Source organism: Corynebacterium sp. H113, from assembly GCF_037572315.1.
Taxonomy (GTDB): Bacteria; Actinomycetota; Actinomycetes; order Mycobacteriales; family Mycobacteriaceae; genus Corynebacterium.
This window is the reverse complement of the sequence record NZ_JBBHKZ010000001.1, coordinates 247,780-271,067: the sequence shown is the minus strand read 5'-3', so window position 1 is coordinate 271,067 and position 23,288 is coordinate 247,780. Positions and strand designations below refer to the sequence as shown.

Sequence of the window (23,288 nt, the reverse complement as noted above, 5' to 3'; positions counted from 1 at the left end):
CGATCCCAGAACGAAGAAACCTTCCGTATTTTTCCGGTCGCAGCGCATAAATAGTCCGCGCCAAGCCGAGGTTTCCAGCCACAGAATTCCGCTCGCTATGCCCAGTCGAGCCGTGCCGTTCAATCCCCCATCGTCCTTAGCAGGCAGTGAAGCGCTCCTTACTGATTGATAAGGTTGATTTCAGTCTTCATAGCGCGTTTCGTGGGGTTTCTGCCGGCGACTGTATTAGGTTCGGCCAGTTTCTTCGTGCGCGTTGACCACGTTTGTCTATCTGGAAAGCGACCCAGCAGTGACTTTATTGAGTGTCCCCGCTTTGGTTGCATGTGCGCTTGTCCTCACTCCACTTTTTGTGAAGCTGTTGGACCGTCACGCGGGCTGGCCGATCGTCGCATTTTTCATCGCGGCGGTTGTGCAGCTCGCTCGCCTCGCCCCGGACGTATTCCCAACTACAACAGGAACGGCAGGCCCGTCGGGTCAGTCGACTCCTGTGACGTGGAGTACGTCTTGGGCTAGTGCCATGCTCCCGGAATCTATCGATGCGAATTTCGCGCTTCGACTTGATCCCCTTTCGCTGACGTTCGCGCTGCTTGCGCTATTGGTTGGCTCGGTGGTGTTCATCTATTCCACCGCGTACTTGCCCAAGCGCGATGGCACGATGAGTTTCTACTTGCTCATGACTGCTTTCATGCTCGCGGTCGTGCTGCTGGTGCTTGCCGACGACGTCGTGCTTCTCTTCATCGCCTGGGAATTGGTGTCGATGGCGTCGTTCCTGCTTATCGCCAGGTCGGGGTCGTCGGGTGAGGATGGTTCGATTCGAACGTTGATCCTCACGTTCACCGGTGGCTTGTTCTTGCTAGCTGCGTTGGGCATTGCAGTGTGGGCTACGGGAACGACAAACGTCACTGAGCTGCTCGCTTCCCCAATCTGGGGCACGGGAACGATGGCGAAACCTGCAGTAACGACGATCGTCGCAACGCTCGTTGCCCTAGCTGCGTTTACGAAGGCAGCGCAGCTGCCGTTCCATGCGTGGTTGCCGGAAGCGATGGCGGCTGCGACGCCGGTGTCGGCGTTTCTGCATGCGGCCGCCGTCGTGAAGGCAGGTATTTACCTGCTCATGCGCTTCAGCACGGCATTTGCGCACGTGACAATGTGGCAGTCGTTGCTATTGGTGTTGGGTATGGCAACGGCTGTCGCGGCGGCTGTGTTTGCGATTCAGCAGACGGATATTAAGAAGCTGATCGCCTACTCGACGGTGTCGCAGCTGGGTTGGATTGTGGCGACGATTGGTGTCGGCACGCGTTTCGCTATTACCGCTGCTGTTGTGCACACGATTGCGCACGCAATGTTCAAGTCGTCGCTATTCATGCTGGCAGGTGTGGTGGACCATGAGGCGGGTACGCGCGATATGCGTCGCCTTGGCCCACTGTGGAAGCGAATGCCGTGGACGTTTGGGTCGATGGTGCTGGGCGCGGCCTCGATGGCTGCGATCCCGCCCACCCTCGGATTCCTATCCAAGGAGGGCATGCTCGAGGCGTTCACCGAGGCTCCAACCTCTGGCGCTGGTGTGATCGCGCTGCTGACTTTCGCAGCAATCGGCGCGCTGGCGACCTTCACCTATTCGGCGCGATTGATCTTCGGAGTGTTCGTTGACGGTCCGCGCGATGTCTCGAAGGTCCACGAAGCACCCGCTGCGCTGTGGATCCCCGCCGCGCTACCTGGTGTGCTGTCGTTGCCTGTGGCTTTCTTTGCGGGCTCGCTTCTCGACGGCCCCCTCAACGCCATCGCCACCGTTACGGATGTAACGGGCACCGAATACACCGAGTCGCATTTGGCACTGTGGCATGGCGTGACAACTCCGCTGGTTATTTCTTTGATTGTCATTGCGTTGGGCATCGCTCTGATCGTGGTGCGCACTCCGCTGTACTCCTGGCTGACCGGCCGAAAGCTGTTCCCATTCACGGGTGTGCACGCGCTGAATGCGGGTACGTCGGCTGGTCGGAGCGTCGGCAAGCTGTTTGGAAAGATGGCGAATTCGTATGCGCCGTCTCGCCACTTGTTGCCGCTGCTGGGCATGATCGCGGTGTACGCGCTGGTTGTTGCAATTTCTGGTGGGTTTTCCACGGTTGGCGGGGCCGAGCTTGCGCCGAAGGTGCCGGGCATTGATCATCCGACGGATCTGATTCCGTTGTCGGTGGTCATCATCGGTGTGATTGCGACGGTGCGGGCAAAGAATCGTCTGCAGGCAGCCGTGCTGCTGGGTGTGACGGGCACAGGTGTGACGTTGCAGATCATGCTGCTTGGTGCGCCGGATGTCGCGATGACCCAGTTCCTCGTCGAGATTCTGACTGTTGTGCTGATGATGCTGGTGCTCCGCCACCAGCCACGAGCTTTCGTGGAGACGTCGTCGAAACGCAAGAGCATGGCTGTGGTGGTCGCTGCAGGCGTTGGCTTTGCGACGTTCGCCGCCATGTGGGCACTCACTGGTCGACGCCAAATTCCAGCGGTTGGCCAGTGGTATCTGGATAACACCGAGGCTGTGACCGGCGAGAAGAACATTGTCAATGTCATTCTCGTTGAGTTCCGTGCCTTCGATACGATGGGCGAACTTTCCGTGCTGGGCATGGCAGGTATTGCGATTGCTGCGGTTGTCGCATCGATGCCACGCTGGCCGCATCTGTTGGATAAGCCAGGTGAGCTGGCGGAGGTACGCCTCAATACTTTGTACCCACGCATGCTGATGAAGTGGCTCGTTCCGCTTCTCTTCGCAGTATCTCTCGTGGTGCTGTACCGAGGTGGCAACCTGCCTGGTGGTGGCTTCAACGCGGCGCTGATCGGTGCTGCAACGTTGATGCTGCACTACCTGTCCAGCGACAAGGATGAGCCAGTCATGGGCCGCTATGGACCATTCCTACTGAGCGCAGGTGGCGTGATCATGGCGATCGTTACCGGTTTTATTGGCTACTTCAAGGGTTCTTTCCTTGCGCCTCTGTATGCACATGTTCTGGGTCAACACTTAACGACGGCGCTGCTGTTCGATGTCGGCGTCTACCTCGCGGTGATGGGTGTTATTGCGGCGGCGCTGAATTACCTCGGTGGTTCTGACCGCCCAGGTTCAGAGAAATCCGATGCCGACCTGAGCCCCGGTGTTGCACACCGCACGAGTTTGGTCGTCGTCCCGCCGCAGGGTTATGAAGCGGAGACTCCGGCTTCGGCCCCATCATCGGCCTCAGCTACATCCGGCGCTAACGAGAAGGAGGTGCAATCATGATTATCGCGCTTATGGCTGCGATTCTTGCTGCTGGCGGCACCTATTTGGTGCTTCAGCGAGGCATGCTTCGCACTGTCATCGGTATGACATTAATTTCGCACGCTACTAACTTGATCGTCTTGGCGACGGGCGTGGGTGCCTGGCGCAGCGAACCACTGGTCGGCACGATGGATCGGGCAACTGCTGCTGATCCCCTACCGCAGGCATTCGTGCTGACAGCAATTGTGATCACGATGGCCGTCACCGCTTTCATGCTGGCCATGTCTGCCCTCGGGCGCGATGACGACACCCGTATCCACGAGGACCGTGATGCAATGGCACAGATCGCAACCGCCGGCCGCCGGGCTGTCCGGCATATTCCAACAGATGCAGATGCCGCCAACATCGATGCAGCTATGGAACGCTCCTACCCGACTCGCCAGCCACAAGGCGGTGACGAGTAATGAGCACCGAAACCATCTCCGCCCTTCTCCCTCTCTTCGCCGGTGGTCCGCTGATTCTCGCAGCCATCGCAGCGATTCTGCCGTGGGCCTCCGCGCGCGTGGCATTGGGCATTGGTGTTCCTGCGATCCAGGCAGTCTTAGCTTTTGTGCTATTCGGGCGAGTGCTTTCCGACGGCGCGATCGGTCACGGTGTCGGCGCCTACCCTGGCGGTGTCGCTATTCCTTTCGTTGCGGACAATTTCTCCCTGCTTATGCTGGGCGTCGCCTCCACGGTGGTTGCTGTGGGGTCGTGGTTTGCCCACTATGCAGGCGAGAATGACTCTCGCTTCTTTGCTTCCCTGACGCTCATGCTGGTGTCGGGCATGTCGGGCGCATTCCTGACCGCTGACCTCTTTAACTTCTTTGTGTTCATGGAAGTCATGCTGTTGCCGTCCTACGGTCTAATGGCTGTCACCGGTACGTGGCATCGATTGGCTGCAGGACGCTCGTTCGTCCTGGTCAATCTGCTCACGTCCACTGTGTTGCTGATTGGTGTCGTGCTTGTCTACGGCGCTGTCGGCAGCGTGAACATCGCAATCCTGGCTGGAATGGCTAAGGAAAGCGGCGTCGGCTTGGTCGCGCTGGGTCTAGTGGTTATTGCGTTGAGCTTGAAGGCTGGCCTCGCACCGATGCACACCTGGCTGCCACGCACTTACCCAGCAACGAGCCCAGCAGTGATGGCGCTGTTCTCGGCAGTCCACACGAAGGTTGCGGTGTACATGCTGTTCCGCATTTACGTCGTCATCATCGATATGGACTCCCGTTGGCATTGGCCAATTATCGCTGTCATGGCGGTATCGATGCTGGTTGGCGCATTCGCAGGGCTTGCCGAAAACACCATGCGAGAAGTGCTTGCGTACCAGATGGTCAACGGCATGCCATTCATCCTGGTGGTGCTCGCATTTACGGATGGCGATGCCAACAAGGTTCTTGCAGCGGGCATCTTCTACGCAGTTCACCACATGATTACCGTTGGCTCACTGATCATGGCTGCCGGCGCTATCGAGGAAACCTACGGCACTGGCACGCTCGCCCGGCTGTCGGGTATTGCCCGTCGCGACCCTCTCGTCGCGTGGGTCGCTGCCGCCATGGCGTTCTCTATCGTCGGTTTCCCACCGTTTTCCGGGGTCTGGGGCAAGGTCGGCGTGGTCTTTGCTGCAGCATCGGCTGGCGATGCTCGCTCCATCGTCGTCATCGCAGTCATTATCGTGGCCAGCATTGGCGCCCTGTTGTCGATGATTCGTTTCTGGCGCGCAGTGTTCTGGGGACGCCCTATGCAGGGCATTGATGAGAACCTGAAGGTGCGCCCCGCATTGACGATGCCGTCGTTAAGCCTGGCGCTTGTCAGCGTGGCTATGTTCCTCGGTGCCGGCGTCGTGGCGAGCGCAACGGGTGCGGCGGCAGAATCACTGACCGACATTGAGGGGTACACGCAGGCGGCAGTCGGCGATACGGCCAAAACTGTTGGTTATGACCAATTAGAGAACACGGACGGGAGCAAGTAGATGAGCAAGCTCTTCCATAATCTCGGCTACACCCTATGGCTGGCATGGCAGGTATTACTGGCGGCGACAGACGTGATTGTCGATACGTTTCGTCCACGCCAGAAGCAGAAACCAGTGCTGATTGGCTTGCCGGTTCGCGTCACTACTGATGCGGGCCTGATGGGCTTCTCGACGTCGATCACGATGACTCCAGGCACTCTGGTTGCGGGTACGCGTGAGCTCACGGCTGAGCAGGGTGCAGCGGTTCACGCTGGCACTTCAGACAACAGCGATTTCACCCCGAAGTACCTCTTCATTATTCACGCGATCTTCGGCGCTGATCTGGACGAACTCTACGATTCCCTCTACGACATGGAGGAGAAGCTGGTGCCGTCGCTGAAGTCGATTCCCCGCCCGGCTGCGTTCCTCTTTGAGGAATACAACCCGCACGAGCCCGTCGATGAAGATGCCATTGTCGGCACCGCCCGCGAGCTCAAGGTCGGTTTGCCCATTCCTGGCACGGCGCACCACGAAGCCGACGCCAACATCACCACCGACGGAGGTTCCCGATGAACGAAACTGCAATCACAGTCATCAGCGGCATCGGCATCGGCATTTGCGCGCTGGCATTCTTGCTCGGTGTCATCCTCATTTTCCGCGTCCGTGGCAACGTATCCCGCGCGGTGCTCTCCGACGCAGCCTTCTACCCCATGGTCGGCGTTTTCTTAACGACGGCCCTCATCCGCGACACCGCCATCACATTCGACATCGCCATGTTGGCAGGTCTCCTGGGCATCTTGTCCACTGTGGGCTTGTCGAGGGTGATCTCGCGCGGTCGTCGATAAGCAGTACTAGGAAATGAAAGAAGAGAGAAAGCAATGAGCATTGGCTCGATTACGTTGACCGTCTTGTTCGGGCTCCTGGTGCTGCTCGGTTCGGTGTACTTGCTGGGCGCGGTGGTCGCGATGTGGCGGAGTCATGATGCGTTGAGCAGGCTGAATCAGCTGTCGGCCGGCATCACTGTCGGTATTCCTGCACTGGTGTTGGCGAACATGGTCGTCGAATTTGATGCGGGCACGCTGTCTGTGGGCAAAGTTCTGACCGGCCTGCTGGCGATCGTTGCTGTCCTCATTGTTGCAACCGTCGCTTCAGAAATGCTTGGCCGCTCCGTTCTTGGCGCACGAGATGGGTCTGCTGAGGATTACAAGCCTGGTTCGCGCGGGCGCCGGAAGTAAGTTAGTACCACGCGAATAAGAGTCCCATGAGAAGGATGGGACTGAAGTGAAGCTAACAGCGTTCCACTTAGTGCCATACCGTAACGATTCACCCCCACTTAGGGGCAACTTTATATTTCACTTAATAATTATTCTTTAGGGCCCGAAAATGCATTCCAGCCTTTTGGCGCGAAATTCGGGAACGCATTTACAGATCATTGAAAAATGTGACAATAATTGTGCCGATTTACGAATACTGAAATATTTCGCGCAACTTAACGACAATCTTTCCCGTTAACCCTCCGTTCATAGTTGCATGTCATCACGCCTATCGGATGGGCGGATATGTTAGCTACCCCTAACTCAAGGCGGTAAGGGCTCACATACCAACCGACGTAATGTTGACAGTGAAACAAACAATTATCGCGCCATTTTCCCTGGAAATTGCCCATTTCTTCACAAACCTGAAGAGGGCTTCACACTTGTCATTTTTACAGTCCGCGCACTTGCCTTACGCGCATTAGCGATTGAAAAGACGCTGAGCGCAGCCTTAATGTTGGTGACGGCAGTCGACATAGTGACACCCGTTCACTGTGCAGACCCCACGCCCTGTCCGCATGAAGATCCCGAGAGGATTTTCGTGCTCTCACTACGTAAGGATTTTCACAATGCAGATTTGCGACATCGCTTGCCTCGTCGAAGCTCTTCCAGATTCCCCTAACTTCACCTTCGAAACCCCATTCCCAGCACTCGAGTCCTTCGCTGGCGAAGACCTGAACATCTCCTCCACCGTTGGCGACATCAACATGCCATTCGGCCAGGATGCATTCGACATCTCCGTTACCGATTCCCATGACGTTGCAGTTTCCGACATCCTCGATGTCACCGCTGGCAACGGCGTCGCAGCTGAGTAATTTCGGCTTTTAGGAATCAGAGGTTTTCATGGACGTCACTCCAATCGTGCAGGTCCTCGAGGCAATGCCTGATGGGCCGACTGTCGTCGTAAATGTTGAATCCCCATTCCCTGCCTTGGAGAGTTTCGCAGGTGAAGACGTGAACATCACGTCGACCGTGGGCGATATCAACATGCCATTCGGCCAGGATGCATTCGACATCACTGTTGTCGATTCGCATGACACTGCAGTCTCCGACATCGTTGATGTCAACGCTGGAAATGGCGTCGTCGCAGATATTCCAGCAGAGGCAGAGACTCCAGCAGAAGCTGAAGCTCCTACTGAAGTAGCTGCCCCAGAAGATGCGGAAGCTCCAGCTGAGGTAGGTGCTCCAACCGAGACTGAAGCACCTGCAGAAGCAGAAGCGCCAGCGGACGCTGAAAGCACCACTGAGCAGGCGTAAATCCCGCACAAAAGAACCCGGTTATCTGCCAACACAACTGTTGCTGACAGATAGCCGGGTTTTTCATTTATGACCGAGTTGGCAGTACCGGAGAATATTGCACTATCAGAAAACTACGATGCCTTCTTCTCGCCAAAGCGCTTGCGGACTTCAGCACCAAGCCATTCATCAACGTTGGTCCAGTACTGGTAGACGCGCTCTTCAACTTCAGGCGTCACGCCTTCCATTGCGCCACAGATATTGTCGGCCAAACGGTCACGCTGCTCGTCATCCATGACATTGCGGACGAGATCGCCAGGCTGAGTGAAGTCATCATCTTCAGGGTGCTCAATGTAAGCGCCACGATACATTTCTTCACCGTGGGACTCCCACTGGCCAAGGTCGCCACCATCGACAACGCCGGCATGACCGGAATGAACTGGGCAACCCGCAGCAGAGGCAGCCTGCGCACTATCTGCGACCGGACCGCGGCCCACACCGTTCGAGCCATGAACTGGCAGTGACGGATCCGAGAAGTGGTAGGTCGCCGTACCGTCCTGCGAGAACGAGTTGACCGGGCAACGTGGCTGGTTAACCGGCAACTGATCGTGATTTACGCCCAAGCGGTAGCGATGCGCATCGGCGTAAGAGAACACACGCGCGAGCAGCATCTTGTCCGGCGAGTAGCCAATGCCCGGAACGATATTCGACGGAGCGAATGCCGCCTGCTCAATCTGCGCAAAGAAGTTCTGCGGGTTCTTGTTCAAGATGAAGTAGCCGACATCCTGTAGTGGGTAGTCCTTCTGCGACCATGTCTTCGTCAGGTCGAATGGATTTACCTTGTAGGTGGCAGCTTCGTCGAAAGGCATGATCTGCACCTTGACGTCCCACATTGGGAATTCGCCGCGCTCGATAGCTTTGAACAGATCCTGGCGAGCATGGTCGGTGTTCTGGCCGATCACCTCGGAGGCTTCGTCGTCGGTAAGGAAGTCCCAGCCCTGGCGGGTCTTGAAGTGGTACTTCACCCAGAAGCGCTCGCCAGCTGCGTTAATCCATTGGTAGGTGTGTGAGCCGAAGCCGTCCATGTGGCGGAAGTTCTTCGGAATGCCGCGGTCACCCATCAGGTACGTCACCTGGTGAGCGGACTCCGGCGACGCGGTCCAGAAATCCCACTGCATATTTGCGTCGCGCAGGCCTGTGTCCGGCAGACGCTTCTGCGAGTGAATGAAATCCGGGAACTTGATGCCATCACGAATGAAGAACACTGGGGTGTTGTTGCCAACCAGGTCGTAATTTCCCTCTTCGGTGTAGAAGCGCAGGGAGAATCCGCGCACGTCACGCCAACCGTCGGGGGATCCTTGCTCGCCTGCGACCGTCGAGAAGCGCGCCAGCATCGGGGTGTGGGTGTCTGGCTGGAAGAGTGCTGCCTTGGTGTACTTGCTGACATCATGCGTGACGACGAGCTCACCGAAAGCACCAGCGCCCTTAGCGTGGACTACGCGCTCTGGGATGCGCTCGCGATTGAAGTGGGCGAGCTTTTCCAGCAGGTGCATGTCGTGCAGGGAAATGCCGCCCTGCTGCCCTGTGGTGACGGAGTGCTGCTCGGACGTAACCGGTGCGCCGTTAAGACGGGTCGTTGCGCCGTTGTGTCCGGTGTAGTTGGCGGTGCCCTGTTCAGGGCTTGGCTGTTGTGGATTGGAAGTCATGTCTTCCTCCTCAGGTTGCGGGTGATGCTATGTGTTCGGGATTTTTATTTACGATGACTTATCAGTCGCTCGACACCAACCATAGCGAACTTATTAATGGCTGTCTATAGAACATCCACTTTTAGTTAGATAAACCTTTTAGCTGTGGGCAGGTGCCAGGGTTACACCATTCACCTACCCCACAATTCGACGATAACGAAACTGAGCCGCGCTCGCTTCAACTTTCGCGAAGGGAAATTGAACCCCACCAATCCCTTTGGCAATTTCTTTTCGCATTAAATCAACTGACGCGATGGATATCTATGCCCTCTTACCTGCTATTATGGCTTTTACCATGTCCAGCACCACTCGCACCGGCGGTTCTCGAACCGGCACCGATGACTACATCACCGCGCTTGCTTTGAAAGCAGGTCGCGGTGATCGTGCTGCATTGACCGAGTTTGTGCGGCTCACTCAGAAGGACGTATGGCGCCTGGTCGCACACCTGGGCGGTGTCGATGGTGCGGATGATCTAACACAGGAAACCTATTTGCGGGTTATGTCTGCGCTGCCCCGCTTCGCCGGTCGTTCTACTGCACGTACGTGGCTGCTGTCTCTGGCTCGTCGTGTGTGGGTGGATTCGGTGCGGCACGATATGGCTCGGCCCCGCAAATCGATGGTCGAGGTCGAAACCGCGACGGCTAATGCAACGACGGGGAATTCGTGGGCCGAGCTTGCCGACGCGCGGGTGCTCATGGAGCAGCTCCCCGAAGAACGGCGCGAGGCTCTTATTTTGACGCAGGTCTTGGGATATTCGTATGCGGAGGCTGCGGAGATCGCTGGCTGCCGTGTGGGCACGATTCGTTCGCGCGTGGCGCGTGCTCGTGCTGATCTAGTGGAGGCTGCACAAGCTGGTTCGACCGATGGCACTGCCAGTGGCGCTGGAGCGTCGGAGACGGCGTAGGTCGGTTCAGTAATCAGTTTCAAAGTCCATGAAAGGGGTGTGGCCCGGGAGAAATCCCGGGTCACACCCCTTTCCTTTGGCTATGCAGCCTCACGTACTAGCTAGCTAGTCGCCGCCTGTATGCGATCGCCGCACCTACGAGACTCAAGCCGAGGAGGAATGCCATACCGATGCCATTTCCACCGGTCTTTGGCAAGTCTCCTACTGTCACGTCTGCTACCTGCATGTAGGCAACAGTTGCAGATGACGGTTCGCCCTTGAATACGGAGACCAATCCGTCTCCTTCTGGCAGGAGCTCAGGTGGGTTGCCTGGCTTGTAGAACTCGATTGTCTGGTTGCCAGTGGAGTCCTTCACAATCTTGAACAGTACTGGCTGTGCAAGTAGCGAGTATCCAGCTGGGGACTTTGTTTCTACGAGGTAGTAGAAAGTGTCCGGCTGTAGTGTCGCCACGTAGTACTGATAGCCAGGCTTTGTTGCGTCTTCAGTGCGCCCAGTCATCTGAGTAACAACATTGTTTTGATCCAACTGGCCATCTGCAGTCGCACCGAAGATAGTGAACTCTGCACCGGAGATGATTGTGGTCTTACCCTCGTAGTCGATCTTCTCGATGGCAAGGGTGACATCGTCATCTTCACCGATTGGACCGCAGTCATCGTCCTTCTGTTCACCGGCACCAGGGTTGAGAATGGCCTCGTTGTATAGGCCATGGCCCGCGCCTGGCCCCTGGGTCGCACATTCCTTTGGTGCTCCTTCAGCGCTGAGGTCACCAATAACCTTGTAGTAGACCTCAATGCGGTAGGTATGTGTAGCTCCCGAAGGAATTGTTGCCGCATCATTCGATGTGATGACATCCCATCCGCCAGCTGGTACTGGAACCCCAAATGTCCGGCCACTAATCTTTGGCTGGTTTCCGACAGTTGTCCCTGTTGCCGATGTTGACACAATCTTTGCGCCAGTAATTTCAACCAGGTTCGCGAACAGTGGCAGGTCCTTGAGGGTGTACGGCTGTGCCGTGCCCTTCAATGGTCCGGTGACCACAATGTCGTACTGAACTGCGCGAGTACCATCCGGGCCTGGCAGCTTCGTATCGTCAACTGTGATTGCGCCGTCACCGTTAGCATCGACGATGTTCTTGTCGATGGTAGGTCGACACTGTTCATCGCTATCGACATTGACGCCGACGTTTGCGTCACCTACCGGCTCAGGGTCGAGACCCGTCACCTTGGCAGAGTTTTCGAAGCAGCCCGCAACAGTTGGGTATGTTGCTGTCACATCGAAGTAGACTCTCTCGCCCACAGCAAGTGATGTGAAGTTGACTTGGAAGTTGTTTCCCTTCTGGGCAAGTACAAAGTCGCCTGCAGCCTGTGACAGTGGGTACTCTGTACCACCGGCATCAATGCGACGGAAATTCGATGTCACCACATTGGTGTACTGGGTTGGAACCAAGTCTTCAACCAAGAAGCCTGCACTGGTATTTGGACCGAGGTTAGTTACTTCGATTCGCCAAGTCAGTTTCTTGTTTGCATCATCGGCCTTAAATACCGACTTTTGAATTTCCAGGTCAACGTACTTTGGTGCATTCGGGTTCACCGAACTCGTACCGTTTGAATTGTAGCTGGTAGGTGCAGTGCCATCCACGGAGATCAGCTTGAAGGTCGGGGTCGCCGAGTCAGGGTTGATGATCTGAATCTGGACTACTTCGCTACCGGCTGAGCCGCTCGAAGTACCAAAAGCTAGATTGCCATTGCCGTAGAACCATGCCTTACCCCACTGTTTGCCAGATGGAGTAGTTTCCCCGAATTGGTTGGTTGGAATAGTTTGCCCGAATTGGTTGGTGAGTCCTGTGATGTCAAAGCGTTGAACCACACCAGTATCCAGGTTGATGCGTTCCATGTAGGTACGCTCTGAAACGTAGGATCCCCAACCATTTTGAATAGCCCAGGCGTAGTTTCCCGTACCCTCAGGTGCGTAGGTGAAGTCCTCACCAGTGACTCGCCAAGGCACAATGCCCGTGGACGGTCCTGATGCACAGCCCCGGAGGCCCTCATTCCAGTAAGCATTGAATTGGGTCCGTGTACTTGGAGTTGGCCCCTCCGCACACCAGTCGCCATTATGACGGCGATCCCACTGATCAGTGCCGAAGGCAACCATGGAGTTGTTCGTGGTTGCCGATACCGAACCAAGATCAACCTTGTAAAGTACGCCAGTGCCAGATTTCGATGCGTTAGTCACCCAGTATTGGCCGTTCTTGTCAAAGAAACCAACATTGATGCCGCCCCAGAGATCATTTGGCCATGGAGAATTATAGACTCCGCCGAATCCATAGCCTTCGGGACCGGCACCCGTGACTTTTCCTAGGTTGTAGATCTGCCCAGTCACTGGGTCGATTTGAAGAAGGTGACCAGCCGGAAAGCATGGATCTTCGAGTGCGACATACTGTTGCGAATTGTCGATCTTGTCTGCCGTGGTGGTATTCACACCGTATCGAGGCTGACTAATCGCGTACAACCAATTGTCATTGGTGTTATACGCCAGCGCGTTGACAACCCAACCGGTGGTGCCACCAATCTCCACAAAGCCAGTGCCTGCATTCGGCTGGTAATACAGCTGTGAACTATACCTCGCCTGACTATTTGGGGAACTTGCAGTCACATAAGCGACATCGCCTCGATCAATTTCTTCCTGGGTCAGCTCTCTAGGGGGCAGCTGAGAAACAACTGCAGTTCCGTCTCCCATTGGGGGAACAGTGACTGTACCGGACGAAGTCGTAAAGGTCTTAGACTGTTGAACACATTCCTGCGGAACGGCATTCACGTGACCGGTAAGAACCATCTTCGGGTTACTTGGGTAGGTCTTAAGCGCATGTCTCCAGCCAAACTCTACTTCAACAATATCTCCAGCTAGAACATCTACACCCGTCGTCAGCGGGATGTCATATCCCACTGAAAAGGCACCGATAAAGTGTCGATAACTTGAAACATCCTGATTCGAGTAGTCGATCGTCTCAATGACTTGCCCATCGCGAATCACCGTGACCTTTAGACCGGTCAAGTTGTCTGTAGTTGAGCCAGAATTGTACTTCTCAAACCACGCACTCACCTTCTGCAAATAGCCGTCATCAACTACTGTCGAAGAAATTTTCTGTACGGTACGGGACGTGGAATTCCACGCATAATATGGAGTGACAGTTGACTGCTGTGGGGTCTGAGTGCGAATCGGATCTGTACTGCGAATCCACCGACGATCCATTCCATCAACTGAGCTAGTAGCCGTGGCCGCCATCGGCATGGCCATCGGCATCATCATTGTCCTGGCACTATCCGTCGTTGGCTGCTCCTCAGCAGCCGACAATGAATTGTTCAGCGTCCATTGTGCGTTTGCATCCATGTCGGCTGTCGCGTAAGCAACCTGAACGAGGGTTCCAGCTGGGACGACATCGTTGCCAGTGTCAATTGTAATCAGATCACCATGTTCGCCGTTGGCACGAGCCGAGGTAATAGCTTCCGCTGGGATTTCACGATCACCAATGAGAACGCCACCGTGTCCGAGAAATTCGGAAACAGCACCGTTGCGTTCGAACGTGATAATTCCGAGGCCGGTTTCACCACCCACTACTTCTGCTTGAATGACTCGGTTACCTGGATCTTCTCCGATAACCTTGATTGTCGCTTCGTCGATAGTAGACGGCCCAGTCGGAGCCGGAGCTGCCGTCTCAGGAGCCGGAGACTCTACGGCCGATTCTTCAACCGGCACAACGCCTGTCGAAGACTCAATAGGTGCAGGCGCATCCGTCGTCACCGTGTCTTGCACAGCATCCTGTGCAAGAGCAGTTGGCGTCATGGAATTCAAAGGGGCGATGCCAATGGCAAGCACCAACGTTAAAACAATAGCGGCAACGATCCTACCCAGACGCTGCATGCCGCCTCGAGATTCAGAGTTGCTGTTCATTACTTAGCTTTCTCGCTCAATGGCTTCTCGCGCTTACTTGCGATAAGCAAGAAACCAACACCAATCATTGATGCTGCTGCGGCTAGTAGTCCCACTAGTTGAACACCCGTAATAGGCAGCTTCCCAGGAGCACTCGGTGAACCAGGCGAGCCTGGGGAACCCGGCTTGCCTGGCACATTCGGCGAACCTGGCGTTCCCGGACCGCCAGGCTTACCTGGTGTCCCTGGGGTACCTGGTTTCGGAGAGCTAGGGGTCGGCCGCGAAGTCGAGCTCGGAGTCGGAGTGGAATCGTCTGGATCACACGGCTTGCCTGGCTCACCTGGAGCTGGCGGGCACACGCAGTGCTTCGCCACGATCACTCCAGGATTCGATCCTGCCTGCCCATTGTGGAACGGGATTGAAACCAAGAACGGCTCAACAAGGTTGTACGACTTCCCGTCGTCAGGTGCGAACGACGTAACGTAGTAGATGCCCGGCTCCAGCTCGCTGAAGTAAGCAGTACCGTCTTCGTCCGTGAGAGCACGCTGTTCGACGTCCTTCGGCCAGGAGTCTGCGATCTCCGTCAACGGAGTATCGCGAACCTTTTGCACATCAGCTGCATTCGCAGGGTCGATACCGGCCAACCGCTGAACAAGAATCGTGACACCCGCCGCAGGACCTGCAGGCTTCGTAGGGTCGACGGGATCATCGTTTGGGTTGTTCTGGGTCAGAGTAATGGACAGGGACCGTACCCCACTATCGGCTACGGTCGTCGCTGACTCCGTGGTTTGCCCCACTACTTCTGTCGCCATTGCAACTGGCGCCAGCAACATTCCCGCTGCGCATGAAAGTGCTACCGCGCTGGCAGAAATGTTACGGAGTGTCGCAGCCGTAATGTTGTTACTCATCGCCACTCCTCCCATCGATCTTGATAGTTGTCATTGTTCTTGTCGCTATCTTCGGTTCGGTTTTCGAAAGTCTCTTGCGATAGCCGACCTGTCGATGGTGTCCCTGCGACGTCGCTATCTGTTTCTTCTTCGACTTCGCTTTTCGACGATTCGTCGTCAAGTTCAGCCTTCAATGCTGCGGCCTTTGCCGCCTTGATGGCATTGCGGAGCCACCATAGGAATCCGATGAGCACAGCCACTGCCACTGCGATGAGCGCGTACATCCACCATTGCCAGACCATGCCGACGCCGTCGTCCAAGACCTTGGCTTCTTCAGGATCGAGTGGAACTTGGTGCCCACGAACGAGGAGGCGGTGAGTGTTGATGCCGTATGGAGTACAGGTGATGAGGGTGACGTAGTCCTTGCCCTCGACTGCCTTGAGCTCGTCCGTCTCGTTTGGCAGAACAACCTTGATCTGGTCGACCACGTACTTCAGCTTGTGGCCAGCAACCTGGATGTAGAAGGCATCGCCTTCCTTGACCTTGTTGAGGTTGTCGAAGAGGGTTGCGTTCGGAAGACCCGTGTGGCCAGTCAGCACCGAGTGCGTACCCAGTCCACCAACTGGGAGATCGGAACCGTAGAGGTGTCCGATGCCGTTTTGCAGGGTCTTGTCATCAGTTCCGTGGTAGATCGGCAAATCGGCTTGTGCACTTGGCACGACAAGACGTCCCATTGATTCAGTTAAATTCAGCTGATCCAGATAGGCTGCATACTCCGCGTTATCAGGCGAAATACGCGCCAACCAAGGGTCAAGAATCGGACCCGTGCCGTCATTCTTGTTGTACTCGTGAGCACGCTCCCAGGCTTCGTCCTTCTTATCCTGTGGAATTTCCTTCTCAAGCTTGTCGTACTCTTTTGCTGCGACTTGCTGTTGATGGTTGTTCCACTGTGTGGAGACGACTGGGTAGATCATGACAAGTAGACCGAGTATCACCAGGAGCGCTGGGATAAGAATGGCCTTGCGGTCATTGGCAGGCTTCTTTGTCGATTCGACTTCGGTGGTATCGGTTGCGGTTACTACTTGCTGGTCAGCCACTGTTGCTCCAATTGCTTGGCGGGGAGCGTGGTTGTGCTCTTTGATATAAGTCTAAATATTTTGGGCGTTATGCCCGAGGCCCCGGAAACTAAATCGTTTCGGGGCCTCGTACGGGGCGGATACTACGCATCCGCCCCAGTGAGCGCGTCATTCAAGAATGTCGCACTCGAGGTTCCTCAACCTATTAGGCCTTGGAGGAGTTGCGGCGTGCGAACCATGCGCCAGCTGCAACGATTGCTGCACCGATTGCAGCGAGGATGCCAACACCGGCGCCACCAGTCATTGGCAGGTTAGGAGTGGTGTCTTCAAGGTTCACGACCTTGCCTTCGCCCTTGTCGCCAACAGTAATTGGCTTCAAGGTGCCGGCTTCGGTGGAAGCCAGAGTGAACTCGATTGGATCAGCAAGAAGCTCGTAACCCTCTGGAGCCTTGGTCTCAACGAGGCAGTACTTGGCGTAAGTGTTCGCCTTGCCTTCAGTGGAGTCAGCAATGTTATTAACATGCAGGCCGTCGATGGTTACGACACCGTCTGCACCGGAGGTGAACAGGCTCGTATTGTCTAGCCCCACATTCTGAAGCTGATCCTCCACCTTGATGGCCTCGTCACAGGTCTGGTCTGTCGTAGCGCCGTATACCTGGAACTCTGCACCCTCCAGTACCGTGCCGCCAGCATTGACCTTTGTGAACTGGATGCCCGCATAGTAGGTCTTTACCGTAGGAGTGTCCTTCGGCTCGGTTTCCTGATTAGTGTTTGGATCATTCTCGAAAACCTTGGCGGTGTTCTCGATGGTGCCGTCAGTCTTCTCGGCAACAGTTGCTGGAATCGTTGCAGTGATTGCCTGGCCATTTTCAATCTTTGCCAGACCTGTTGGGGTGAAGTTGATGGTCACCTTCCGGCCCTCGACCGTCACAGTGTAGTCCGTACCAGCTACGAACCCATCAACAGTCACGTCTTCTGGCGCTGGTGGAGTAAGAGCAGCGTCGAGGGTGTCCTCGATACGGAAAATGGTGCGAGATTGACCGTCTGCAATAGTTTGTGCATAGCCGGTTACCTTGTAGGTGATGACATCGCCGACATTCTTGATATCATCTTCTACCGTCTTCTCTGGCATCTTCTGCTGGTAGTTCTTTGGGTACGCGTGAACATCGTAGTTCCACGTGGTTCCGCCAGCCTCAGCATTACCTTGTGTCATTGGTACGAAAGCAATGAATGGTGCAGCTGGGCTGTAGCCTTCTGCAGCCTTGGTTTCGACTACGAGGTATGCACCAAGTGGAAGCGCATCGAATACTGCCTGACCACCATTTGCAGTGGTAACTGGAGCGCCCTGCTGGGTCACCTTTGTGAGATCTGCAGTGCCGTTAACGAGGTAGTCGTTGACATTAATGTTTGCAGCAGCTGCCAGTCCCTCGTTTGTCGTCAGATCAATGTCGTTGATCTTGTAGATCGTGAACTCCACATCATCAAGTTTGGTGCCACTCACGAGATCATCGACATTACCCGTTGGGTTTCCCAGCGTGGATGGGTCAGCATACTTGTGGATCGTCAACGAACCCTTGTCCTGGGTGATGGTCGAGTCACCTTGAGAAGCTGCATTTGATTGTTCACCAGCTGGAGCAGCCATTGCTGCTGGAGCGCCCATGGTTAGGGACAGGCCTGCGATTGCGGCAAATGTAGCGGAACGCACGAGACGTGATGTCTTGTTCACTTTAAATCCTTCAAGTGTAGAGCGGGGATATTTCCCGCTTGATCGAACGGTTGTATCGGTTGGGTACAGACCTCGCGGCCCAGCCCCTCCGCAATACACCGGATGGATACGCTGGTTTCGCTCTAGTACGCCCGCAGTGGCAAACAACCCGTCACTGTTGGGCGAAGCTTTCAGCACCCACTTACACAATCGTCAGGCTGTAATGAAGCGTTACATGTGACCTCGACCACCCCTTGACTCTTCTCCACCAACCGACCGAAACGAGCCGTATCTCCCTCCCAGTCGGCACCCCACCCCCTTCGCAGCCACACCCAAACCGAACTAAAACACCAGTTCAGATCAGAAAATCTGACATTAGACACAAAAAGACCCCCACCTCACGGCGGGGGCCTCACTCCGTTTCCACTCACCCCATAACGGGTGACGCAGTTACTTCACTAAAAGCTCAGCAATCTGGATCGTGTTCAGGGCTGCACCCTTACGCAGATTGTCGCCAGAAACGACGAAGACCAAGCCACGGCCTTCCGGCACCGACTGGTCAACACGAATGCGACCAACCAGCGACTCGTCGACACCAGCAGCAGCCACTGGGTTAGGCACGTCCACAACCTTCACACCTGGAGCAGCCTCCAGAAGCTTGGTTGCTTCCTCAACAGAAACAGTCTTCTCAAACTCAGCGTGCACAACCAACGTGTGACCCGTGAACACTGGAATACGAACACAGGTACCTGCAACAGCCAGCTCAGGAATGTCGAGGATACGACGAGACTCGTTGCGCAGCTTCTGCTCTTCATCGGTTTCCAGCGTTCCGTCGTCAACGAAATTGCCAGCGACCGGAACAGCATTAAAAGCAATTGGCGCGACGTATGGGCCGAGATCGTCTACCTGCAAAGCAGAACCATCGGTCACTAGCTGCTCCAGAATGTCAGCATTCGCACGAGCCTGACCAGCCAGGGCATTCACGCCAGCAAGACCAGAACCAGACACAGCCTGGTACGAAGAAACTCGCAGACGCTGCAAGTTACCCGCAACGTGCAGTGGCTTCAGCACTGGCATTGCAGCCATCGTGGTGCAGTTCGGATTAGCAACAATTCCCTTAGGAATATCCTGCAAAGCACCCGGATTGACCTCAGACACAACGAGAGGCACCTCGGTGTCCTTACGCCATGCCGACGAGTTATCCACCACAGTCACACCGGCAGCAGCAAACCGTGGAGCCTGCTCCTTCGACAGGGTGCCACCTGCAGAAAACAGAGCAACATCAATGTCTTTCAGATCCTCGTCAGCGGTCGCAGCGACATCTTCCACAACGATGTCCTCGCCACGGAACGGCAAAGTCTTGCCAGCAGAGCGAGCAGACGCGAAGAAACGAACCTTATCTGCCGGGAAGTTACGCTCCTCCAGCAGAGTACGCATAACCTGACCGACCTGGCCAGTAGCACCAACAACAGCAATCGTGGTCATAACAAGAACTCCTTAAACGTTTGCTTAGCGGCCGGTACCGGCGTACACGGTAGCTTCTTCTTCGCCACCGAGCTGGAATGCCTCGTGCAGCGCACGAACAGCATCATCCAAGTCGGTGTCGCTGATCAGGACGGAGATACGAATCTCGGACGTCGAAATCAGGTCAATATTGATGTTCTCATCGGCCAGTGCCTCACAGAACGTCGCAGTGACACCTGGGTGCGACTTCATGCCAGCACCTACGAGAGAAACCTTGCCGACGTGATCGTCGTAAAGCACGTTCTCCCAGCCCATCTGCTCCTGCAGCTTCTTCAGAAGCTCCATTGCGCGCGGACCATCTTCGCGAGGGCACGTGAACGTAATATCCGTGCGGTTGTCCGAAATGCTGGACACATTCTGCAGAACCATGTCGATGTTGATCTCCGCATCCGCAAGAACACGGAACATCTTCGCAGCCTGACCAGCCTTATCGTGAATGCCCAGGACAGTTACCTTGGCCTCCGAACGGTCATGTGCAACACCAGTCAGAACAGCTTCTTCCATTGGAATGTCCTCCATAAATCCATCGACAAGAGTGCCCAATTCATTGCTATACGACGAACGCACCCGCAACGGCACATTGAACGCGCGCGCATATTCGACGCAACGCAACTGAAGAATTTTCGCGCCCACAGCAGCCATTTCCAACATTTCCTCGAAGGAAATCTTGTCCAAGCGCTGGGCATTAGGAACGATGCGCGGATCGGCGGTGTACACGCCATCCACGTCTGAATAAATCTCGCACACATCAGCGTCGAGAGCAGCCGCAAGCGCCACCGCAGTCGTATCCGAACCGCCACGACCCAGCGTGGTCACGTCCTTCGTCTCACGGTTAACACCCTGGAAACCTGCAACCAAGCAAATGTGGCCCTCGTCGAGAGCTTCCCGAACACGACCTGGAGTGACCTCCACAATGCGCGCATTGCCGTGGCGCTCCGTAGTAATAACGCCTGCCTGCGAGCCAGTAAACGACTGCGCCGTCGCACCAAGGCTAGAAATAGCCATAGCAACCAGCGCGTTCGAAATGCGCTCACCCGCAGTCAGCAACATGTCCATTTCGCGGCCCGGCGGAACCGGGTTTACCTGAGCAGCCAAATCCAGCAGCTCATCGGTGGTATCTCCCATAGCCGAGCACACAACAACTACGTCGTTGCCCTGCTTCTTGGTCTGGACGATACGTTCCGCAACCTTGCGGATACGCTCCGCGTTCTCCAGCGACGAACCACCGTACTTCTGTACGACCAAAGCCATGGTCGGTGACCTCCAATAGACTGCAACGTTTGGCCCGCATAAGAACATACGAGTCTTTGGCAACGATACAACAGTGCAGCCTGTGGCGAAACGCCACACCCTGGGCTAAACACGCGTTTACAGGCTGAAATGCCCTGTTTTCGGCCCGGTATTGCAGACTTCGCCACTCGCACGCTCCGAAGCCCCGCCATTTTCACCCCTATTTGGGAGGGTTATCCCACCAGGCGGGACACGGTTGCGCGTGAGTAGCGCTAGCGCGGGGACGTCGCAAAGTTCAGCGTTCCTACAGGTAGGCTCATACACCGTGCATAACCAATTCCTCGCAATTCTGCTCGGCCTCGGGTCCGCGCTCACTATTGCGTGGGGCACTGTCATTCGCCACCGCTTAGCGACGAAGATCCCCGACGGAGCAACAACCCTCGGCGGAGTGTGGACCGTCATTGGCAATTGGGCCTGGTGGGCGGGCGTCACGCTCGCGATGATTGGTTATGGCCTACAAATCGCGGCACTTGGCTTTGGCACGCTGTTGCTTGTTCAGCCACTGCTGGTGATGAGCCTGATGTTCACGCTGCCACTGGCATCGCTGATTGCGGGCAGGCGGGTGTCGAAGTCCGAAACGACGTGGGCGCTGCTGCTGAGTATTGCGGTGACGGTCGTCGTGCTGCTGGGGCGACCACAGCCGGGTGACGTGCGCGTTGAGTTTTCACGATGGCTCCCGAGCCTGGCCGTCGGCGTGGTCGTTTTTGCTGTGATTTATTGGCTGGCCTCGACTATGCTCAGCGAACATAAAGCTCTGCTACTTGGTATCAACACTGGCTGGTTGTACGGATATGTCGCTGTGCTGTCGAAAGCCGTCGTGGATATTTTCTGGGTGGAAGGAGCCACGGAGCTGGCGAAATCCTGGGAGCTGTGGCTACTCATTACGTTGGCTCTGATCGGCGTTGCGGTGCAGCAAGCATCATTTAATGCCGGCGAATTGCGCCTGTCACTGCCGTCCATGACTGCTGTCGAGCCGATTGTCGCCTTCGCCCTGGGATATGTCATTCTCGGCGAACGCTTCCAGGTACACGGCTGGTCGTGGCTCTGGATGGGCCTGGCGGCTGCCATCATGATCGGCTCCACCCTCGCTCTCGCCGGCAACGGCACTCCCCCGCCACGAAAGGCGAAGCGCAGCGAGTTGGCTCGGGCTAAGGCGAGCTAAAAGCTAGATAGCCCACTCAAACGGCACGAGCATAAACGCGCTAAACCACGTCGACACCACCACCCAGGTGACGATGAGCCATGCCGACGTGCGCGTCGTAAAGTTCCGCAACACTGCAGGCACCACGATCAGCAAGAGCACGCCTGACAAAAACAGGCGCGGGCGCGAATGCATCAGGCCGTCACTGACTAGGATTTGGCCGATAGCCAGGCACGAGAACAGCAGTACTGGCCACGCGCGCCCCCAGAGGTCTTCGACTGACGATTTGTCGCTCTCGAATCGAGCACCGACCAGCGCGCGCACCCACCCGACGAATGCCCACGCAGCGGTGAGGGGGACGGCGATGATGGTTGCAGTCGTCAAGATATAGCCGACGTGCGTCTCCTCGGTGAGGGTTCTGGTGAGCCAGGCGATCGTCGCCACGCCCCCATCAACCCGCGAATCCCAGCCGCGCTCCTGCGCGCCGAAGTACCCGCCAACATCCGCCAAATGCGACGACGACCACCACAAATACCCCGCCCAACCCAACGGTGCGACAACCACCGCAGCCCACGCCCGCGGATTCCGCCGCGCCGTCGCCAGCACCGCGATCGCCAACACAATGAACAACCCGAGCGCCGTCGAGCGCACCAGGCCCGCCGCAAAAACCAAGGCAGCCGCGCTCGCCCACCGCTTATCGACGATCGCCACCAGCCCCCATCCCACCAACGCAAGGAAAAGCGCCTCGGTATACGGCATGAGGAAGGTGATGGTCATGGGGGCGGTCGTCGCGAGGAGGGCGGCGAGGACCGGCGAGAGGGCCGACGCCCGTACCCACGGCATGCGGCGCACCAGTGCTGCAGCCGAGAACGCGAAGACCAGGCCACTGACCAGGGAGATCACGATGCCGGCGACCTGGGGCGACAGCGTCGTGACGGTGGAGACAGCCTTCATGAGATACGGCATTCCCGGGAAGAAGGCGAGGGACTGCCAGTAGACGGGTTCGTCGCCTACCGGGGGAATGTCGAAGTAGCCATGCTCGGCGATGCGAGCGAGCCATTCGGCATCCCACGCGTTGAGTTCGTCCCAGACGAGTGGCCAGATATTACGGGGTACCGAATCGCCATCCTTTGTCGCGTCAGCGAAAATCATGGCGAACAGGACAAGCAACGCGAACGCCCTAGTCGCGACATAGCCCGCGATAACCAGCGTAGCTTCGCTCTTCGCAGCTGGAACGGCTCGAACGGTCTGCGCTCTCTTTTTCAGCATCGCGCTTTCTGTCTGTGCCACACGCCCCTGCTTCCC

Annotated in this window: 18 protein-coding genes; 10 read left to right on the top strand and 8 right to left on the bottom strand. The window is 56.4% G+C overall.

Annotated elements, in window-relative coordinates; translation table 11 throughout:
- Window positions 1–289 precede the first annotated feature (289 nt).
- The 8 genes from WG938_RS01195 to WG938_RS01160 all read left to right on the top strand — a co-directional run bounded on the left by WG938_RS01195 (window position 290) and on the right by WG938_RS01160 (window position 7,804).
- The gene (locus WG938_RS01195) at window positions 290–3,268 is read left to right on the top strand and encodes a DUF4040 family protein (RefSeq protein WP_339976720.1); all 2,979 of its coding nucleotides are present in this window, start codon (window positions 290–292) and stop codon (window positions 3,266–3,268) included.
- A complete protein-coding gene (locus tag WG938_RS01190) occupies window positions 3,265–3,711 on the top strand; it encodes a cation:proton antiporter subunit C (RefSeq protein WP_339976718.1) in 447 nt (148 codons plus the stop codon). Before WG938_RS01195 ends, WG938_RS01190 begins: the two co-directional genes overlap by 4 nt.
- Before the next feature lie 14 nt (window positions 3,712–3,725).
- Window positions 3,726–5,255 (top strand): monovalent cation/H+ antiporter subunit D family protein, encoded by a 1,530-nt coding sequence (locus WG938_RS01185; protein ID WP_445292870.1) that lies wholly within the window; start codon window positions 3,726–3,728, stop codon window positions 5,253–5,255.
- On the top strand, window positions 5,256–5,807 hold the full coding sequence (locus WG938_RS01180) for a Na+/H+ antiporter subunit E (protein WP_339976714.1): 552 nt from the start codon (window positions 5,256–5,258) through the stop codon (window positions 5,805–5,807).
- Window positions 5,804–6,079 carry a monovalent cation/H+ antiporter complex subunit F gene (locus tag WG938_RS01175; protein WP_339976712.1) on the top strand — a complete coding sequence of 92 codons (276 nt, stop codon included), beginning with the start codon at window positions 5,804–5,806 and terminating at the stop codon, window positions 6,077–6,079. Before WG938_RS01180 ends, WG938_RS01175 begins: the two co-directional genes overlap by 4 nt.
- Window positions 6,080–6,112: 33 nt before the next feature.
- Window positions 6,113–6,469 carry a monovalent cation/H(+) antiporter subunit G gene (locus WG938_RS01170; protein WP_339976710.1) on the top strand — a complete coding sequence of 119 codons (357 nt, stop codon included), beginning with the start codon at window positions 6,113–6,115 and terminating at the stop codon, window positions 6,467–6,469.
- 647 nt (window positions 6,470–7,116) lie between these two features.
- A complete protein-coding gene (locus WG938_RS01165) occupies window positions 7,117–7,362 on the top strand; it encodes a hypothetical protein (RefSeq protein ID WP_339976708.1) in 246 nt (81 codons plus the stop codon).
- 28 nt (window positions 7,363–7,390) lie between these two features.
- Window positions 7,391–7,804 (top strand): hypothetical protein, encoded by a 414-nt coding sequence (locus WG938_RS01160; RefSeq protein WP_339976706.1) that lies wholly within the window; start codon window positions 7,391–7,393, stop codon window positions 7,802–7,804.
- A 113-nt stretch (window positions 7,805–7,917) separates the two neighbouring features.
- Here WG938_RS01160 and WG938_RS01155 read toward each other — a convergent pair whose 3' ends face one another.
- Window positions 7,918–9,489, bottom strand: coding sequence for a catalase (locus WG938_RS01155; RefSeq protein ID WP_339976704.1), 1,572 nt, complete (start codon window positions 9,487–9,489; stop codon window positions 7,918–7,920).
- A gap of 334 nt (window positions 9,490–9,823) precedes the next feature.
- Between WG938_RS01155 and WG938_RS01150 the strand changes: the two genes are divergently transcribed.
- Entirely contained in the window at window positions 9,824–10,432 is a 609-nt protein-coding gene (locus WG938_RS01150; protein ID WP_339976702.1) for an RNA polymerase sigma factor, read from the top strand.
- 97 nt (window positions 10,433–10,529) lie between these two features.
- Here the strand turns inward: WG938_RS01150 and WG938_RS01145 are convergent, their stop codons facing one another.
- The 6 genes from WG938_RS01145 to WG938_RS01120 form a co-directional block, all read right to left on the bottom strand.
- Window positions 10,530–14,381 carry a DUF6923 family protein gene (locus WG938_RS01145; protein ID WP_339976700.1) on the bottom strand — a complete coding sequence of 1,284 codons (3,852 nt, stop codon included), beginning with the start codon at window positions 14,379–14,381 and terminating at the stop codon, window positions 10,530–10,532.
- Window positions 14,381–15,268 (bottom strand): hypothetical protein, encoded by an 888-nt coding sequence (locus WG938_RS01140; RefSeq protein ID WP_339976698.1) that lies wholly within the window; start codon window positions 15,266–15,268, stop codon window positions 14,381–14,383. Before WG938_RS01140 ends, WG938_RS01145 begins: the two co-directional genes overlap by 1 nt.
- Window positions 15,265–16,344: a class C sortase gene (locus WG938_RS01135; protein ID WP_339976696.1), complete on the bottom strand. Its 1,080-nt coding sequence runs from the start codon at window positions 16,342–16,344 to the stop codon at window positions 15,265–15,267. Before WG938_RS01135 ends, WG938_RS01140 begins: the two co-directional genes overlap by 4 nt.
- 184 nt (window positions 16,345–16,528) lie before the next feature.
- Window positions 16,529–18,049, bottom strand: a complete 1,521-nt coding sequence (locus WG938_RS01130) for a SpaH/EbpB family LPXTG-anchored major pilin (RefSeq protein ID WP_339976694.1) — start codon at window positions 18,047–18,049, stop codon at window positions 16,529–16,531.
- A gap of 429 nt (window positions 18,050–18,478) precedes the next feature.
- Entirely contained in the window at window positions 18,479–19,513 is a 1,035-nt protein-coding gene (locus WG938_RS01125; RefSeq protein ID WP_339976692.1) for an aspartate-semialdehyde dehydrogenase, read from the bottom strand.
- Between the two features lie 24 nt (window positions 19,514–19,537).
- A complete protein-coding gene (locus WG938_RS01120; protein WP_339976690.1) occupies window positions 19,538–20,803 on the bottom strand; it encodes an aspartate kinase in 1,266 nt (421 codons plus the stop codon).
- A gap of 304 nt (window positions 20,804–21,107) precedes the next feature.
- Between WG938_RS01120 and WG938_RS01115 the strand changes: the two genes are divergently transcribed.
- Window positions 21,108–22,004: a DMT family transporter gene (locus WG938_RS01115; RefSeq protein ID WP_339976688.1), complete on the top strand. Its 897-nt coding sequence runs from the start codon at window positions 21,108–21,110 to the stop codon at window positions 22,002–22,004.
- Window positions 22,005–22,007: 3 nt separating this feature from the next.
- Here WG938_RS01115 and WG938_RS01110 read toward each other — a convergent pair whose 3' ends face one another.
- Entirely contained in the window at window positions 22,008–23,252 is a 1,245-nt protein-coding gene (locus tag WG938_RS01110; RefSeq protein ID WP_339976686.1) for a mannosyltransferase family protein, read from the bottom strand.
- Window positions 23,253–23,288 lie beyond the last annotated feature (36 nt).

Coding starts and splice junctions, on each gene's coding strand:
- WG938_RS01160 (WP_339976706.1), top strand. CDS start 7,391: ATGGACGTCACTCCAATCGTGCAGGTCCTCGAGGCAATGCCTGATGGG.
- WG938_RS01125 (WP_339976692.1), bottom strand. CDS start 19,513: ATGACCACGATTGCTGTTGTTGGTGCTACTGGCCAGGTCGGTCAGGTT.
- WG938_RS01180 (WP_339976714.1), top strand. CDS start 5,256: ATGAGCAAGCTCTTCCATAATCTCGGCTACACCCTATGGCTGGCATGG.
- WG938_RS01145 (WP_339976700.1), bottom strand. CDS start 14,381: ATGAACAGCAACTCTGAATCTCGAGGCGGCATGCAGCGTCTGGGTAGG.
- WG938_RS01110 (WP_339976686.1), bottom strand. CDS start 23,252: ATGCTGAAAAAGAGAGCGCAGACCGTTCGAGCCGTTCCAGCTGCGAAG.
- WG938_RS01165 (WP_339976708.1), top strand. CDS start 7,117: ATGCAGATTTGCGACATCGCTTGCCTCGTCGAAGCTCTTCCAGATTCC.
- WG938_RS01190 (WP_339976718.1), top strand. CDS start 3,265: ATGATTATCGCGCTTATGGCTGCGATTCTTGCTGCTGGCGGCACCTAT.
- WG938_RS01150 (WP_339976702.1), top strand. CDS start 9,824: ATGTCCAGCACCACTCGCACCGGCGGTTCTCGAACCGGCACCGATGAC.
- WG938_RS01140 (WP_339976698.1), bottom strand. CDS start 15,268: ATGAGTAACAACATTACGGCTGCGACACTCCGTAACATTTCTGCCAGC.
- WG938_RS01155 (WP_339976704.1), bottom strand. CDS start 9,489: ATGACTTCCAATCCACAACAGCCAAGCCCTGAACAGGGCACCGCCAAC.
- WG938_RS01170 (WP_339976710.1), top strand. CDS start 6,113: ATGAGCATTGGCTCGATTACGTTGACCGTCTTGTTCGGGCTCCTGGTG.
- WG938_RS01120 (WP_339976690.1), bottom strand. CDS start 20,803: ATGGCTTTGGTCGTACAGAAGTACGGTGGTTCGTCGCTGGAGAACGCG.
- WG938_RS01175 (WP_339976712.1), top strand. CDS start 5,804: ATGAACGAAACTGCAATCACAGTCATCAGCGGCATCGGCATCGGCATT.